At 59.5% G+C, this 15,532-nt stretch carries 10 protein-coding genes; 4 read left to right on the top strand and 6 right to left on the bottom strand.

Annotated elements, in window-relative coordinates; translation table 11 throughout:
• Positions 1-1,052: 1,052 nt before the first annotated feature.
• From CKW17_RS05155 to CKW17_RS05145, 3 genes are all read right to left on the bottom strand, one after another.
• Positions 1,053-2,348, bottom strand: a complete 1,296-nt coding sequence (locus CKW17_RS05155; RefSeq protein WP_095118999.1) for an OprD family porin — start codon at positions 2,346-2,348, stop codon at positions 1,053-1,055.
• A gap of 333 nt (positions 2,349-2,681) precedes the next feature.
• Complete coding sequence (locus CKW17_RS05150; protein WP_095118998.1) at positions 2,682-4,385, bottom strand: amidase; 1,704 nt, start codon at positions 4,383-4,385, stop codon at positions 2,682-2,684.
• Between the two features lie 269 nt (positions 4,386-4,654).
• On the bottom strand, positions 4,655-6,037 hold the full coding sequence (locus CKW17_RS05145) for an aspartate aminotransferase family protein (protein WP_095118997.1): 1,383 nt from the start codon (positions 6,035-6,037) through the stop codon (positions 4,655-4,657).
• Between the two features lie 156 nt (positions 6,038-6,193).
• On the opposite strand from CKW17_RS05145, the gene CKW17_RS05140 reads away from it, so the two are divergent.
• Both CKW17_RS05140 and CKW17_RS05135 read left to right on the top strand, forming a co-directional pair.
• On the top strand, positions 6,194-6,799 hold the full coding sequence (locus tag CKW17_RS05140; protein ID WP_095118996.1) for a TetR/AcrR family transcriptional regulator: 606 nt from the start codon (positions 6,194-6,196) through the stop codon (positions 6,797-6,799).
• Positions 6,800-6,879: 80 nt separating this feature from the next.
• Positions 6,880-10,476, top strand: coding sequence for an AAA domain-containing protein (locus CKW17_RS05135; RefSeq protein WP_095118995.1), 3,597 nt, complete (start codon positions 6,880-6,882; stop codon positions 10,474-10,476).
• 129 nt (positions 10,477-10,605) lie between these two features.
• On the opposite strand, the gene proP is transcribed toward CKW17_RS05135, so the two are convergent.
• From proP to CKW17_RS05120, 3 genes are all read right to left on the bottom strand, one after another.
• On the bottom strand, positions 10,606-12,111 hold the full coding sequence (proP, locus tag CKW17_RS05130) for a glycine betaine/L-proline transporter ProP (protein WP_095118994.1): 1,506 nt from the start codon (positions 12,109-12,111) through the stop codon (positions 10,606-10,608).
• A 229-nt stretch (positions 12,112-12,340) separates the two neighbouring features.
• A complete protein-coding gene (locus tag CKW17_RS05125) occupies positions 12,341-13,000 on the bottom strand; it encodes a DUF3313 domain-containing protein (protein ID WP_095118993.1) in 660 nt (219 codons plus the stop codon).
• The gene (locus CKW17_RS05120; RefSeq protein ID WP_095118992.1) at positions 13,000-13,311 is read right to left on the bottom strand and encodes a hypothetical protein; all 312 of its coding nucleotides are present in this window, start codon (positions 13,309-13,311) and stop codon (positions 13,000-13,002) included. Before CKW17_RS05120 ends, CKW17_RS05125 begins: the two co-directional genes overlap by 1 nt.
• Positions 13,312-13,458: 147 nt before the next feature.
• Here CKW17_RS05120 and CKW17_RS05115 point away from each other — a divergent pair, with 147 nt between their 5' ends.
• Together CKW17_RS05115 and CKW17_RS05110 are read left to right on the top strand one after the other, a co-directional pair.
• Positions 13,459-14,181, top strand: a complete 723-nt coding sequence (locus CKW17_RS05115) for a response regulator (RefSeq protein ID WP_095118991.1) — start codon at positions 13,459-13,461, stop codon at positions 14,179-14,181.
• Positions 14,178-15,506 (top strand): ATP-binding protein, encoded by a 1,329-nt coding sequence (locus tag CKW17_RS05110; RefSeq protein WP_095118990.1) that lies wholly within the window; start codon positions 14,178-14,180, stop codon positions 15,504-15,506. The genes CKW17_RS05115 and CKW17_RS05110 overlap by 4 nt, the downstream gene beginning before the upstream one ends.
• The last annotated feature ends 26 nt before the right edge of the window (positions 15,507-15,532 follow it).

Here is a 15,532-nt window from a genome sequence, read left to right as displayed (position 1 = left end):
CCTGCGATACCGGGTCCTTGCTGCGACCGGGAATGTTGAGTTCTGTGAGGGCGAGAGGCTGATCAGGCGTCGACATGGCATCGGCTCCGTGCGGGAAGGGGACGGAGTGATTGAACGGCTAAACGGCCAATTGCGCACCTGTCAGATCTGACAGGTGCGCGGGGGTATCCGACGAGCGGTTGTTTGCTTTTTCCTGCTTGAGCGATGTGGGGGCTTTGAAGACGCCTTCGCGAGCAGGCTCGCTCCCACAGGTTCGGCGGTGTGAACACAGCCTGGTGATCGACCCCGATCCCTGTGGGAGCGAGCCTGCTCGCGAAGGCGTCAGCCGCCCCGACTCAGCACTCAAGGCGTGTCATAGAGGCGCGCTACTGCGGCAACTCCAGATTATCCATCACCCGATTTAACGCCAGTTCGCCGAGCATGAGCAATTGCGCGATCCCCAGCAGTGTCCTGCGCTGCGACGCGGGTATGAGTTTCGGGTGGGTTTGGCGTTGGTTTGATCATGATGAAGCTCTCAGAGTCTATGAAGCTGCCACATTTCGCTGCGATACGAAAAGGAGGTGGCAGCTGTACGCGGGTCGCAGACCGGGACTCTAGAACCGGCAGACCCGAAGGTCTCCCACGTACAGCCGCCATAAACAAGCGGGTGTTGTGCGTCCAGAGATCGACGGGCTGCGAGACCCGATCGCTGATTTGTCAGCGACCGATCCACGATAGAGACCCGGCCCAAGGCGCACAAGCCGGCGGATTCTGGCGTAGCTGTAGGCAAAGGCGCAAGGATGTGTAGCCTTGAAGGCGTGTCTGGAGGTGTCTTTTAAACACCTGAGTTTAAAAGGCGATTTGCGCTGATTTCACTGACCCCTTCGCGAGCAGGCTCGCTCCCACAGGTTCGGCGGTGTAAACACAGCCTGATGATCGACGCAGAAACCTGTAGGGGTGAGCCTGCTCGCGATAACGGTGTATCAGCCAGCATGAATGTTGCTGAAAAGACGCTATCGCGAGCTGGCTCACGCCTACACGGGATAGCGTTTCAAATCGGGATGGGCGGTGGGTTAGAAACCAAGTGGGTACTGGATGACCACGTAAATCCGGTCAATGTCATCGCCAGCCTGCGCTTCATTGGCTCGGTGCGATACATGTGAGACCTGCACCGACAGATCCTTGGCCGTGCCCGACTGCACGACGTATTTCAAATCGATATCCCGTTCCCAGTGCTTGCCGCCGTCACCTTGCTGCGGCTGGTAACTGCCGCTGTCCGCATCAAACGGGTTGTAGGCGCCGCCCTTGGGGGCGTGGGTGCCGTCGATGTGGCTGCCGCTGACGTAACGGGTCATGAAGCTCAGGCCGGGGATGCCCAAGGCGCCGAGGTCGAGGTCGTAGCGCGCCTGCCAGGAACGTTCGTTGGCACCGTTGAAGTCGGCGTATTTGATCGAGTTGGCGAGGTAGATCGAGTCGCCGCCAACGAAGTCGAACGGCGTGTCGCCATTGATTCGTTGCCAGCCGAGCATTACCGCGTGGGGGCCGAAGGCGTATTTGCCGGACAGGCTGAACGCGGTGTTGTCGATGGCGCCGGCCAGCGCCCGGCCGGTATCGCGAGTGTGATAAAGGTTGGCGTCGAGCAGCACGCCGGACTGCTTGAAGTGCAGGTTGCCGTAGTACTGGTGCCAAGTGTCGCTGAGGTCTGAGGCATACAGCGCGCCGCCAACGGGGCTATCGGTGAACAGATCGGCGCCAAGAAAGCTGATCCCGCCGGCCTCGGTATTGGCGCCATAGCCGTAGAAATCGCCTTTGCCGGATGAGCTGTCCTGGTTCTTGAACGCGGTGAAATGCCCGGCTACCAGATTGATATGGTCAAACTCGGCGCTGTTGAGCAGAAAACCTGTGGCGTACTCCGGTTGCAGGCGTTTGTCGGAGGTGTCGAACACCGGGGTTTCCACGGTCATTTCGCCGAAGGCGAGGGTGGTGCGCGAGGCCTTCAACTTGAGCGCACCGCCGGCGCTGGAGTAGTCGTTTTCACTGCGGCCATCGCTGTCGACCGGCAGCAGCCCCGTCCCGGAATGCCCCTTGCCGCCGTCCAGTTTCAGTCCGGCAAAGGCGTGGGCATCAATGCCGAAACCGACGGTGCCGGGGGTGAAACCGGATGAGAAGGTGCCGATAAAGCCTTGAGCCCATTCCTGTTTGTAGTTTTTGCCGGACGCTGAGGGCGAGCGATAGTCGTTGCTCAGGTAGAAGTTGCGGCTGAGGATTTCGCTTTTGGCATCGTCGAAAAAACCGCTGGCGTGGGCGGTGGTGGTCAGACCGCAGAGCAGCGCGAGCAGGGTGAGGCGCGAAGGGGCGCGGTCGATCATGGTCAGTGGCCAGCGGCAATTAAGATGGCTGGGATGATCGCGGGAATGCAGGGCAGGGGATTGAGTGGATGTGCTGAATTTACGGGGTTACACAAAACCTGTGGGAGCGAGCCTGCTCGCGAAGGCGGTACATCAGGCAACATTTCTATCGGCTGACACACCGCTTTCGCGAGCAGGCTCGCTCCCACAGGGGATTTGGGTTGAATGGGGATTTTGTGGCGGAGCTGAAACCTGTGGGAGCTGGCTTGCCAGCGATGGCGGTGTGTCAGTCAAGTTTATCCAGGCTGACACACCGCTATCGCGAGCAAGCTCGCTCCTACAGTTTTAAAAGCGTTACGCCAGCGGCGGCGTACGCGGCGGGATCTGGCGTTTGCTGCCGGTCGATTCAAACGCGGCGGCGAAACGCAGCAGGTTCGAGTCGTCGTAGGCGCGGCCAGCGAAGGTCAAACCGACCGGCATGCCGATGTCGGCCATCACGCCCATCGGCACGGTAACGGTCGGTACGCCGAGGTGGCGGATCGCGAGGTTGCCGTTGGCCACCCAGATGCCGTTGCTCCAGGCGATGTCGGCCGACTCCGGGTTGACGTCCGCATCCGCCGGGCCGACGTCGGCGACAGTCGGGAACAGCACGGCGTCGAGGCCCAGTTCGTCCATCCAGTCCTCAAGATCGATACGTCGAGTCTGCTCGAGACCGCGCAGGCCGTCGGGCACTGTGGAAATTTCATTCCACGGCGTGATGCCGCGCTCGGCCATGCGCACGTATTCATCCATGCCCGCCACCAGATCACCTTCACGGTTGGGCAGGGTGCCCGGTTCGTGCGGGAAGATCTTCGCGCCGTCGACGTCGACCAAACGATTGAGTTTCGGGTCGCCGTTGGCTTGCAGGAAATCGTCGAACGCCCAAGCGGTCAGATCCCATAATTCATGGTGAAGGAACTCTTTGGAGACCAGACCACGGGTGAACACGGTCGGCGCGCCGGGACGATCGCCTTCGCAGTTGGAGACCAGCGGGAAATCGGTTTCGACGACTTCGGCACCGGCGGCTTCGAGGGCCTGACGCGCCTGCTTCCACAAGTCGATCACGGACGCGCGGGTGTTGATGCGCTGGCCGGTCGGGCCACCGATGCCCGGTGCTTCGCTGGTGCCGGCTTCAGGGTCGGCATTGATGAACATGCGCGGTACGGCGAAACGCTTGCCGGCCAGCGCTTTGGCGTCGGCGGCCAGATCGGCGTAAGCGGCAGGGCGCACTTCGCTGACGCTCGGGATCGGCACCCACGGTTGCAGGCGCCACAGATCGCCACGGGTGTCCGGGTCTTCGGCTACCACGATGTCGAGGACTTCGAGCAGGTCAGCCATGGTCCGCGCGTAAGGCACGACCACGTCCATGGTCGGGGTCAACGGCCAGTTGCCGCGCACCGAGATCACCCCGCGCGACGGCGTGTAGGCGCACAAACCATTGTTCGACGCCGGGCCACGCCCGCTTGACCAGGTTTCTTCCGCCAGACCGAACGCGGCGAAACTGGCGGCAGTGGCGGTGCCGGCACCGTTCGACGAGCCGGAGGCAAACGGCGCGGTCAGGTAGTCGGCGTTGTAAGGACTTTCCGCGCGACCGTAGACGCCGCGTTGCATGCCGCCATTGGCCATCGGCGGCATGTTGGTCTTGCCCAGGCAAATCGCCCCGGCCGCGCGCAGGCGTTCGATGGTAAAGGCATCGCGATAGGCGACCAGATCGGCGAAGGCCGGGCTGCCGGATGCTGCTGTCAGGCCTTTGACCAGATAACTGTCTTTGGCGGTGTAGGGGATGCCGTCGAGCGGGCCGAGGGCTTTGCCTGCGGCGCGGCGGGCATCTGACGCCTGTGCTTCGTTCAACGCTTCTGGATTGCGCACGACCACTGCATTCAGCGCTGTAGCGGTGTCGGCTCCGTCGTAGGCGTCGATACGCGCCAGATAAGCTTGCACCAGTTCGACTGCGGTGGTCTGGCCGGACTCGAGCGCGGCACGCAGTTGGGCAATGGAAACTTCGGTGACTTCGATCATGCGCTCACCGCTGTTTGAATTCGGGTGTTTTTCCTGGAATGGGTGTTCATATCGGTTCTCGTTGCACAGCTATAAGCGACAAGGTTAAGACTGGCGCCTATTTAACACCAAGCGGCGTGCGGAGTAATCGACGGGATTGAATCTTGCCTGTTTTCAACCCGAATGACGCCATCGCGAGCAGGCTCACTCCTACAGGGGAACGCATTCCAAATGTAGGAGTGAGCCTGCTCGCGATAGCTGTATTCCGGCCGCCATATTCCTTCAGCCGATCACAACACGCCGTACTCCCGCGCCGTCCGATCCACCGCAATCCGCGTTTTGTCGATCAACTCATCCAGCTCCGTGCGCGTGGCGACCAGCGCTGGTGCCATGATCATCCGCCCCAATGTCGAACGAATGATCAATCCTTCCTCAAAGCCGATCGTGCGGCAACGCCAGGCAATGTCGTTTTCATTGGCAAAACGCTTGCGCGTCGCTTTGTCCTCAGCAAACTGCAACGCCGCCACCAGCCCAACGCCCTGAATCTCACCGACCAACGGGTGATTGCCGAACACTTCGCGCAAGCAATTCTGCAGATACGGCCCGGTGTCGGTTTTCACCTGAGTCACCACGCCTTCATCGCGCAAGGCCTTGAGGTTGGCAATCGCCACAGCGGCCGCAACAGGGTGCCCGGAGTAAGTCAGGCCATGGGCAAACACGCCGCCTTTTTCTACCAACGCCTCGGCCATGCGCCGCGACAGAATCAAACCGCCCATGGGGATGTAACCCGAGGTCAGGCCCTTGGCGATCGACAGGGTGTCCGGTTCAAAACCGAACGCCTGATGGGCGAACCATTCACCGGTACGGCCGAAACCGCCAATCACTTCGTCAGCACACAGCAGCACATCGTATTTACGACAGATGCGCTGGATTTCCGGCCAGTAAGTCGCCGGCGGAATGATCATCCCGCCCGCGCCCTGAAACGGTTCGGCGACAAACGCGGCAACCTTGTCGGCGCCCAGTTCGAGAATCTTCTCTTCCAGTTGCCGCGCGGCTTGCAGGCCGAATTCTTCCGGGCTGAGGTCACCTTCGTGGGCGAACCAGTACGGCTCATCGATGTGCGCGACATCGGGAATGGTGCCGCCCATTTCGTGCATGAATTTCATCCCGCCCAATGCTGTCGCGGCGAGGGTCGAGCCGTGGTAGCCGTTCCAGCGGCCGATCATGATTTTCTTCTCGGGCTTGCCCATCACCTGCCAGAACTTGCGCACGGTGCGGATCAGCACTTCGTTGGCTTCGGAACCGGAGTTGGTGTAGATCGCGTGGCTGTAGTGCGTGGGCAGCAGGCTGAAGAGTAGCTCGGACAGCTCGATCACCGCCGGGTGAGTGGTGTGGAAGAACATGTTGTAGTAGGGCAGTTGTTCCAGCTGTGCGGTCGCGGCGGCGGCCAGATCCTTGCGCCCGTAGCCGAGGTTGGTGCACCAGAGGCCGGACATGCCGTCCAGATAGCGATTGCCGTCGTTGTCCCACAACGCCAGACGATCGCCGCTGACCATCACCCGCGGGCCTTCCTCGTTGAGGGCCTTCTGATCGACGAACGCATGGATGTGGTGAGCGGCGTCAGAGGCTTGGTAATCGCGGGTAGTGCGGGTCGAATCGAATTCGGCGGACATGGCGGATCTCCAGAGCAAGGGCAAGTCAGTGCGTTCGTTGCAGCGCTGCATGGATAAAGTTTTGTCATCTAAAAATATTTTTGTAAAGAAAATATTTGTCGGTGAAAAAAGATCTCCGTAGGCTGAGGGCCATTGGCAAGGATCATCAGGGGCAACATGAGCGGACTCAGAGAGCGGCAGAAGGAACAGCGCAGGGAAGTGATCGCTGCGGCGGCGCTGGAGCTGTTCAAAACCAATGGTTTCGCTGCGACAACGCTGGACCAGATCGCCGTGCAGGCCGGCGTGTCCGCGCCGACGGTAGTCAATTACTTCGGCGGCAAGCAGGAGATTCTCCTGGCGCTGCTCAAGCAACCGGACGAGCAGGCCATGCGCGAGGCGCGGGCCAATCTGGATGACGACAGCGATCCACTGGAAGCCTTGTGCGAGTTCGAAGGCCTGATGACCCATTACCAGTTGCAAGCGATGCCGGCTTCGCTGTGGCGTGAACTGGCGCCGTTTCTGTTCACCGGTGAACTGGCTCGGGCGCTGGACCCGTGGAACGCCGCGGTGATCGAGGAAACCAAGGCCTTGCTGGAGCATTTTCAGCGCGTCGGCAAGATCCGCGAATCAATCGATATCGATGTCGCGGCGACGTTGTTCAACCAGTATGCGAATGTGGCGTTCATTCGCCTGGCCACCGAAGCGACGCCGGACAGGGAAGCGCATGCGCTGCACATGCGCCGTGTGTTGAGTCTGCTGTGTCACGGCATGTTGGTGAGTTGAGAAAGGGGCAGAGGTGCTATCAATAAGCCATTGCCGTAGAATGACCGCTGATTTTTTTCTGCTTCAATTTGGATGAGTCAATGCAAGGCAATCAGCAAGACAAGGATGTACTTCGCGGTTGGTGTGCTTTTGTCGAGGCGACCGGGCTCGCTAAAAGCCGGATTCAGGATGTGGAGCATGAGCAGGAGATCAGACTCCAAGGCAAAGACATCGAGGAAGATGCCAGCGGGTTCTTCATCTCGCTGTCCAGTGTGCAATCGGAGGCCTTGAGGGTACGGTTTGCAAAAAGGGACGAAGAGGGACGGTTGCAGACTGAACCGCTGCAGATCGGCTTTCCGCTGTTGCGAGTGATCGAAGGTTCCAAATCATTCTTCGTGCCGCTGTTTCGCTACTCAGTCCCGGACCATTGCTTGTCGACACCGGCGTTGCATCTGTGCGTACCGGTGAAGAAAGGCGCTGAAGTCGTTCCCAATATTGCAGCGTTCCGCCAGTACCTCGACATCGACATCGAGGAACTGGGAGCCGAGCGCCACATGATGAGCCTCGCCGCCGCCTGTTCCGGTAAACAGGGCGAGGACTTTGTCAGTGTGTTTCGAACCTTTCTGGCTTGGGTCAATCATCGACTTGCCGGTTTGAAACCTGATCGCGCCGATCTTTCCGACATTTTTCTGGAAAAGCACATTACTGCGCTGGTCTGTCCTGAGGTGAATACCGACTTCAATTCCAGGGAGCAACTCAAGGACTACAAGATCCTGCTTGAGCGGCCGGACGTCCGAACACCCTCGCTGCTCCAGCAATATATTCTGCAGCGCACGCTCACCACTGCAGCGACGCTTGAATTCACGCGTTTCCCCTACGGCCTGTTCGAACGCAAATATCCGTTGGGGCGAGGCCAGATGGCCACGCTGACACAGGTCTCCAGCGGTGCGCCGCTGGTGGCGGTGCAAGGCGCACCGGGCACTGGCAAAACCACCCTGTTCAAATCGCTGATCGCCAGCCAGCTTGTCGAGCGGGCGCTGGCCTGTATCGGTGGCGCAGACTGCAACCTGGGATTGGTGGTGACCTCCACTGCCAAGAAAGCCGTCGAGAATGTCATCGATGATTTTCGCGATGACCCGTCTCTCAAAGACCTCAAATGGTTGTATTTCCTCGGCGGTGACAAGAATCAAATCACTGACGAAGTCGAGCGCGTCAATGCACTGCTGGTGCAATTGAATGAGCAGACGTACGACAAAACCCGGCAGGGTTCGCTTGCCAACCGGATAACAGCAATCCGACAGCTGATCGACGGGGTTTTCGCTCGTTTCCTCGTTCTGACTCGAACCCTTGATCAGGCGACAGCGGCATTGGCCGCCCCTTCACCCGAAGTGTTCCAGGCGCGCCTGGAAACACTCAAGCGTGAGGTGGTCGAGAAGGGCATCGCGCTGAAAATGCTCGCCGCGCGCGAACAACCTGCGGAGTTAAGCGTCCTCTCGGCGCAGTGCAAACATGCCCTCGGCGAGGTCGTGGTACACAAAAACCGGCATGCTCAGGCGATGGAATGCTTGTCTCGACACTACAGCAGGCTGATTGATGCTCCGTTCGCCGAAACTGCCTATGAGGAATGGCTCGCCAGTACACTCAGCGAGACGCTTGAACATCACTACGCCGACTATCCGACAGGATTGTTTGCGCCCTTGCTGGCCTGGATACAACGAAGCAAATACACGCGTGCGCGCAGTCATCTGCAAAAGTCATTTTCGGATGAGTTCTCTCGCTACCAGTTAGCGAGCCTGAGCGATGTCCAGTTCGCCGAGTTGGCGCGCAATCGCAGGGCGCTGTATCAACTCGATACGACGCAAGAAACCCTGGAGATTTTGCGGTTGGGGCTGCCCGATACCGCGCACGAAGAGCAAATCAAAGCGCTGGCCATGGCCATCGAGCAACTTGTTCAGCGAACCCGCGATTGGGCCAGCTACAACAAGGCTCATCATGATTTGCACAGTGAGTTCCCTGAAGGGGATTGGGTGGAAGTGCTGCGCAAACGCTTTATTGCGCAACAGCGGGAAATATTCGAATCCGCCGTCGACTACCTATGGCAAGAACTGCTTCGGCAAAAAGCCGCTCTCGCCCAGGTATTGCCCTTGTGGTGCAACCTGTTGAACGGGCAACTCGACAGCGGTTTCTACAAATGGAAGGACAAACTCGACGAGTTCTATCGACTGGTCAGTCTTGCCTATCCGGTGATGGCCTCGACATTGGCCTCGGTGCAGAAACTGGCCGGGTACAAACTGGGCGATCTGAACGGTTTTGCTCCGTACGCGCTCAGTCTGGTAGATGAGGCCGGGATGATTTCGGCGGAATCGCTGGTGCCGCTATTGGCCCGCAGCCAACGGGCGATCGTGGTCGGTGACCCGATGCAAATCGAGCCGATTCGCGGATTGGGTAAAGCCACGGCGGACAAACTCAAGGCGCACTATTTTGCCGATAACACCCTGTACGAGGCGGTCTCACCGATGCTGGTCACCGCTTATCATCGCGCCGCTGGCACATTGAGTGGCGCTGTAACCGATATGGGCAACGGTATCGTTCTGGATGAACACAGACGGTGTCAGCCCGCCATTGCCGAGCTGTTCATGCAGATCGCCGGCTATCGGGGTGTACAGGTTTGCACCAGCGCCCCTGAAGCGCGTATTGGCGCCGCTTGTGGCAGCATGGGCGGCTTCAACCTCATGTTTTATGGTGTACAGGGCCGCAGAGGCGCCATGCCCAACACCAATCAGGATGAAGTCGAGGCCATCGGGCTGTTATTGGACAAACTGGAAGCGGCCGGCTACGACCTGACCAAAGATGTCGGGATCATCACGCCGTATTCCAACCAGAAAAACCTGCTGATCAAAGCCTACGGTCAGCGAATGAAACAAAGTCAGGCGCTCAAGATCGGATCTGTCCATCAGTTCCAGGGCGTAGGTTTTGAAGTCATCATTTACTCGCCGGTTATTTTTCAACGCACTGACCGGGACAACTTTCAAAACGGCAAACCCAATCTGCTGAATGTCGCCGTATCGAGGGCAAAACAGCAATTTATCGTGGTCGGTAACCAGCAGCGTCTGCTGGCTGCCGGGAAGTCGCTGAAGAAAATGGCAGAAGTGTGCTCGGCCTCCTTCTTTGTCAGCATGGAACACCAGAGCCCAACCTATGCGAGCGTTAATGCCAACGGCGTGAAGCATTATTTCGACTGTGATCACATCAGCGCATTCGACACATTGCTATCGGCGTCTCAGCGCTCCTTCACGGTGGTGGTGCCCTGGATTCGCCAGGGCATCAACCGCAATCACCCGCCGCTCAAACTGCTGCGCACTGCCCAGGAACGCGGGATCAAGGTCACTGTTTATTACGGCTATGACGGGCTGGGACAGAAGAATGCCGATGATGGCGACGCCGGTCTGATCATTGCGTATCAGCGTGAACTGGGCGCCGAATCTGTCGTGCGTTTACCGGAGGGAACCCACGAGAAAATCCTGCTGGTGGATGATCAGGTGGCAACGGTGGGGAGCTGGAACTGGCTGTCGCACAGCTACTATCAATACTGCGCGACGACCACCCACCGATCATTGGCGTTGCGTCGTGAAACCAGCGTCGAGTTGCGTGATCCAACGCTGATAAGTGCTTTGAAACAAAGGCTGGGTCAGGCCTGAAATACAGGCTTGACCCAGCATTGCCGTCGTTGTCCGGCAGGAGCTCCAGTGGTGGCTGTCGCGCCTGCCAAGACCGCAGCCGAACCTTGCGTGTGGGCGCAAGCATGACCGCTGTTCAGGCGGACAACGTCACTCTTTGATCCGCGGATGCTGCTGCACCAGCAACTTGCGCTTCTCCTCCAGCTCGGCAATTTCAGCATCGATGTCTTCGATCTTCTGCTCGATGTTGTCGTGATGCTCTTGCAGCAATTCCTTCGCCTCTTCCAGGTCAGACGCCGCCGGGGCTGCGCCACGCAATGGCTTGTTGGCGGTTTCCTTCATGGTCACACCGGTGACCAGACCGACCACGGCAATCACCATCAGGTAATACGCCGGCATGTACAGATTGTTGGTGCTCTCGACCAGCCAGGCGACCACGGTCGGGGTCAGGCCGGCAATCAGTACCGAAACGTTGAACGCTGCCGCCAGCGCGCTGTAGCGAATGTGCGTGGGGAACATCGCCGGCAGGGTCGAGGCCATGACGCCGATAAAGAAGTTCAGCAGCACGGCCAGCATCAGCAGGCCGGCGAAGATCAAACCGATCTTGCCGCTGTTGATCAGCATGAACGCCGGAATCGCCAGAATGAACAAACCGATGCTGCCGACGACGATGAAGGGTTTGCGGCCAATCTTGTCGCTGATAAAACCAATCGCTGGCTGCACGAACAGCATGCCAACCATGATCGCGATGATGATGAGCACACCACGGTTTTCGCTGTAGTGCAGGTTGTGCGACAGGTAACTCGGCATATAGGTGAGCAGCATGTAGTAGGTGACGTTGGTCACCGCCACCACGCCGATGCAGGTCATCAGGCTGCGCCAGTGTTTGGTCGCGACCTCCTTGAACGAGACTTTCGGGCCACCGGCGAGGCCTTCGCGATCGCCTTGCTCAAGCTTTTCAACGTGCTGCTGGAACGCCGGGGTTTCTTCCAGGGCGTGACGCAAGTAGAGACCGATCATGCCCAACGGCAAGGCGAGGAAGAACGGCAGACGCCAGCCCCATTCCTCGAACTTCGCCTCGCCCAGCGTCGTCGAGATCAACACCACCACACCGGCACCGAGGACGAAACCGGCAATCGAGCCGAAATCCAGCCAACTGCCGAGGAACCCGCGTTTGCGATCCGGTGCATATTCGGCGACGAAGATCGACGCGCCGGTGTATTCACCGCCCACCGAAAAGCCTTGGGCCATTTTCGCCAGCAACAGCAGGATCGGCGCCCAGATGCCGATCGAGGCATAGGACGGGATCAGGCCGATGGCAAAGGTGCTGAGCGACATGATCACGATGGTCGCGGCGAGGACTTTCTGTCGTCCGTACTTGTCACCCAATGCGCCGAAGAACAAGCCGCCCAGCGGCCGGATCAGGAAGGGCACCGAGAACGTCGCCAGCGCGGCGATCATCTGCGTGCCGGGGTCGGCGCCGGGGAAGAACACTTTGCCGAGCACATAGGCGACGAAGCCGTAGACACCAAAGTCGAACCATTCCATGGCATTGCCCAGTGCGGCGGCGGTGATCGCCTTGCGCATCTTGGCGTCGTCGACAATGGTGATGTCGTTCAGGCCGATCGGCTTGACGGTTTTCTTGCGTGATTTCATCCGGGTCTTCTCTTTGCTGATCCATCGTGCCGCGTAGATGCCATCTTTTTGATGGCGCGTACTCTTTGGCTCAGATACATGAGGACACGAAATAATTCACTGCCCGGCGCTTTTTTTCCTGGCGCACCTGTGTAGGAGCTGCCGAAGGCTGCGATCTTGTTGGGACGCGGAGCGTCCCCGGCTGCATTCCCACGCAGAGCGTGGGAACGATCAAGAAGGGGATGTGTGTTTACCGGCGGATGGCCGTATACGATTGCCGCAGGTCGCTGGCCCAGCCATCCAGCACGACTTTGACGTCATCGGCGGTCAGCACTTGCTTGTCGTTCTCCAGCGGCACCCCGGTGCCTTTGCGCACCACTTCGGCAACTACTTCGCCGGTCGAACCGTCTTCGAACGACACTTCGGTGGCAACCTCGCTGTCCTGATCACGGATGCCGGTCGCCGTGCTAACGCCCGCAGCGAGGAGGGTGACCGGCAGCCACTCATAAAAGCGCAAACCCTGAGTGCTGGTCGCCACTTGAGTGATAGCGGGGCGCACTATCAGGGTGTTCGGCCCGGGTTGATTGACCAGATGCATCACTTTGCTCAATTCCAGCCGCAGCGCCGCGTCGTAGTAGTCAGTCACGCCGGAAAGGGTGCTCAGCGGAATCCGTTGTGTCGGCTCGGCACTCGGGTAGAACTGACTCGGCGCCAGATAAACCTGCGTGTATCGACCCCGGGCGAGGGCCGGGCTGACCCACGCCAACACGGGCTGCCCGGACGGCGACCGGCGCTCGGCCAACACGCTGTAGTCACGCAGAAACCCGGCGTGTTCCGGCGTTTTGCTGCTGCACGCCGCCAGGCTCAACGTGGTGACAATGGACAGCGACAGTGAACGAATACGCGACATCAAACGGCTTCCTTGTTTTGCGCCAGGTTGTCCGAGCATTCGATGTGCAATCGACCATGGGCCATGATCCAGTTCATGAGGTCAGCGGTGTTGACGCTGTGCACGTATTCCACCCAGTGCGCGTTGGTCGGGCTGAAATGCTCGAAGTAACGGCGCAGCACTACTGTGCTTTGATCAGGGGAAACCCCCATGCACGATTCCTGAAACACCACCGGTGTGTCCGGGCCGAGCGCGGCGGTGCGCTGGCTTAGAATCAACGGCCGATTACCGTTGTGCTGCGTGATGCCCGGTTTGCTGTTCAATACCTTCATGCCAATCCCCCCGTTGGAAATAGCCGCAGAATGCCCGCGAGGTTTTGCCAGAGAATGTCCGCTTGATGTCTGCTGCGTAGAAATGTTGCTCGATTGAAATAAATGACCCGGGCGGCAAAATGGCTTTAGATTGGCTTTTTTTGGTGCATGGATCCTGTGACTGTGAGCAGACTGCTGTTCGTCGACGACGACGTGGAAATCCTCGCGCTGCTGAAGAAGTTCTTCGTGCAGCACGCCTATGAAGTCGACGTGGCGCCGCACGGCGAAGCCATGTGGGCGGCGATCGCGCAGAACCGTCCGGACACGATCATTCTTGATCTGATGATGCCCGGCGAAAGCGGCCTGAGCCTGTGCCAGAAGGTGCGTGCGCAGTTGGGCATTCCGATCATCATGCTCACGGCCATGGCCGAGTTGAGTGATCGCATTGTCGGTCTGGAACTGGGTGCCGACGATTACCTGACCAAACCGTTCGCCCCGCAGGAACTGCTCGCACGGGTGCGTGCCTTGCAGCGTCGCGCCGGCGAACAGCGTCAAGCAGTTGAGCCTTCACGCCCGGTGATTGGCTTCGCCGGTTGGCATCTGGACATCACCTGTCGCGAATTGCGCTCACCGGAAAACGTGATGATTCCGTTATCCGGCGGCGAGTTCGATTTGCTGGTGGTGTTCCTCGATAATCCGCAGCGCATCCTCACTCGCGAGCAATTGATCGACCTGACCCACGGCCACGGCCATGACGCTTTCGACCGCAGCATCGATGTGCAAGTCAGTCGCCTGCGCCGCAAGATCGAACCGGACAGCAAGCGCCCGGACCTGATTCGTACGGTGCGCAACGGCGGCTATCTGTTCACCGCCAAGGTCACACGCTCATGATCCGTCGACTGTGGCGTGGCGACACGCTGCGCCGGCACATCGCCCTGACCATCGTGGCAGCGATGGTCGCGTCGCTGGCGTTGAATGCACTGTTCGTACAAGTCGCCGGCATCTGGGCGCGACCACCGATTGAACGCACCGGCCTGCTGGAGCAGATTGCCGCGACCTCGCGGGTGATCGAAGCGGCCCCGGCCAACTTGCGCCCGCAACTGGCCGCGGCGGCGAGCAGCGCCATGCTGCAAGTGTCGTGGCAAGCGCAGCGCGCGGATTTCGATCTGCCCAGCGACGGCCTTCGCCTGCCAGCGAGCAGGGTGCCGGTGCTGCAGCAACTGCTGGGCAATGATCGAAAAATCGAGGTGTTCAGCCCAAGCGACTGGCCGAATGGCAGTCCCCAGGCGCATTACGCCGCTGTCGTGCAATTGGTCGATGGCAGCTGGTTGTCATTTATCCCGCCGGAGCGCAGCTGGGGTCTGGAGTTTGGCGTGCGTATCGCGATCGTCATTGCCTTGGGACTGATTGCCACATTGCTCGTCGCCTGGATCGCCACCCGGCAACTGGCCAACCCCTTGCAGCGTTTCACGCGGGCCGCCAGACGCTTCGGCACTGACCTGCGCGCACCGCCGATCAAGCTTGAAGGCCCCGACGAAATCCGCCAGGCGATCATCGCCTTCAACACCATGCAGGCGCAGATTCAGCATTTCATCGCCGAGCGCACGCACATGCTCGCGTCAATTTCCCACGACCTGCGTGCACCGCTGACACGCATGCGTCTGCGCAGTGAGTTCATGGAAGACCTCGATCATCAGGGCAAACTGATTCGCGACGTTGAAGAGATGCAGTCGATGATCAACGCCGCGTTGGCGTTCTTCCGCGAAGACACCCACCGCGAGCAGACCACCGCGTTCGATCTGTCGGAGCTGCTGCAAACCATCGTCGACGATTACCGCGATCAGCAGATCAATGTCGATTTCGATGGCCCGGCGCATCTGGTGTACGAGGGACGACCGCTGGGAATCAAGCGGGTGATCGTCAACCTTCTGGAGAATGCGCTGAAGTATGCGCAGCGTCCGGGCATTGCTTTGAAACATGACGAGCGTTCGATCTGCATTGAGGTCAGCGATGACGGCCCCGGTATTCCCGAGGCGGCGTTGGAGCAGGTGTTCGATCCGTTCTTCCGTCTGGAAGCTTCGCGCAATCGTGACACCGGCGGTGTGGGCCTCGGGCTGTCGGCGGCACGGGCGATTGCGCGCGAGCAGGGTGGCGAGTTGACGTTGAGCAACCGCCACGCTGGAGGGTTGTTGGCGCGAGTCGAACTGCCACTCTAGGGCGGACAGCTTGTACGAAGTTCGCT

The sequence above is a fragment of the Pseudomonas sp. Irchel s3f10 genome (genome assembly GCF_900187515.1).
Classification (GTDB): Bacteria; Pseudomonadota; Gammaproteobacteria; order Pseudomonadales; family Pseudomonadaceae; genus Aquipseudomonas; species Aquipseudomonas tensinigenes.
The sequence above is the reverse complement of the archived record's forward strand: the minus strand, read 5'-3'. Positions and strand labels throughout refer to the sequence as shown.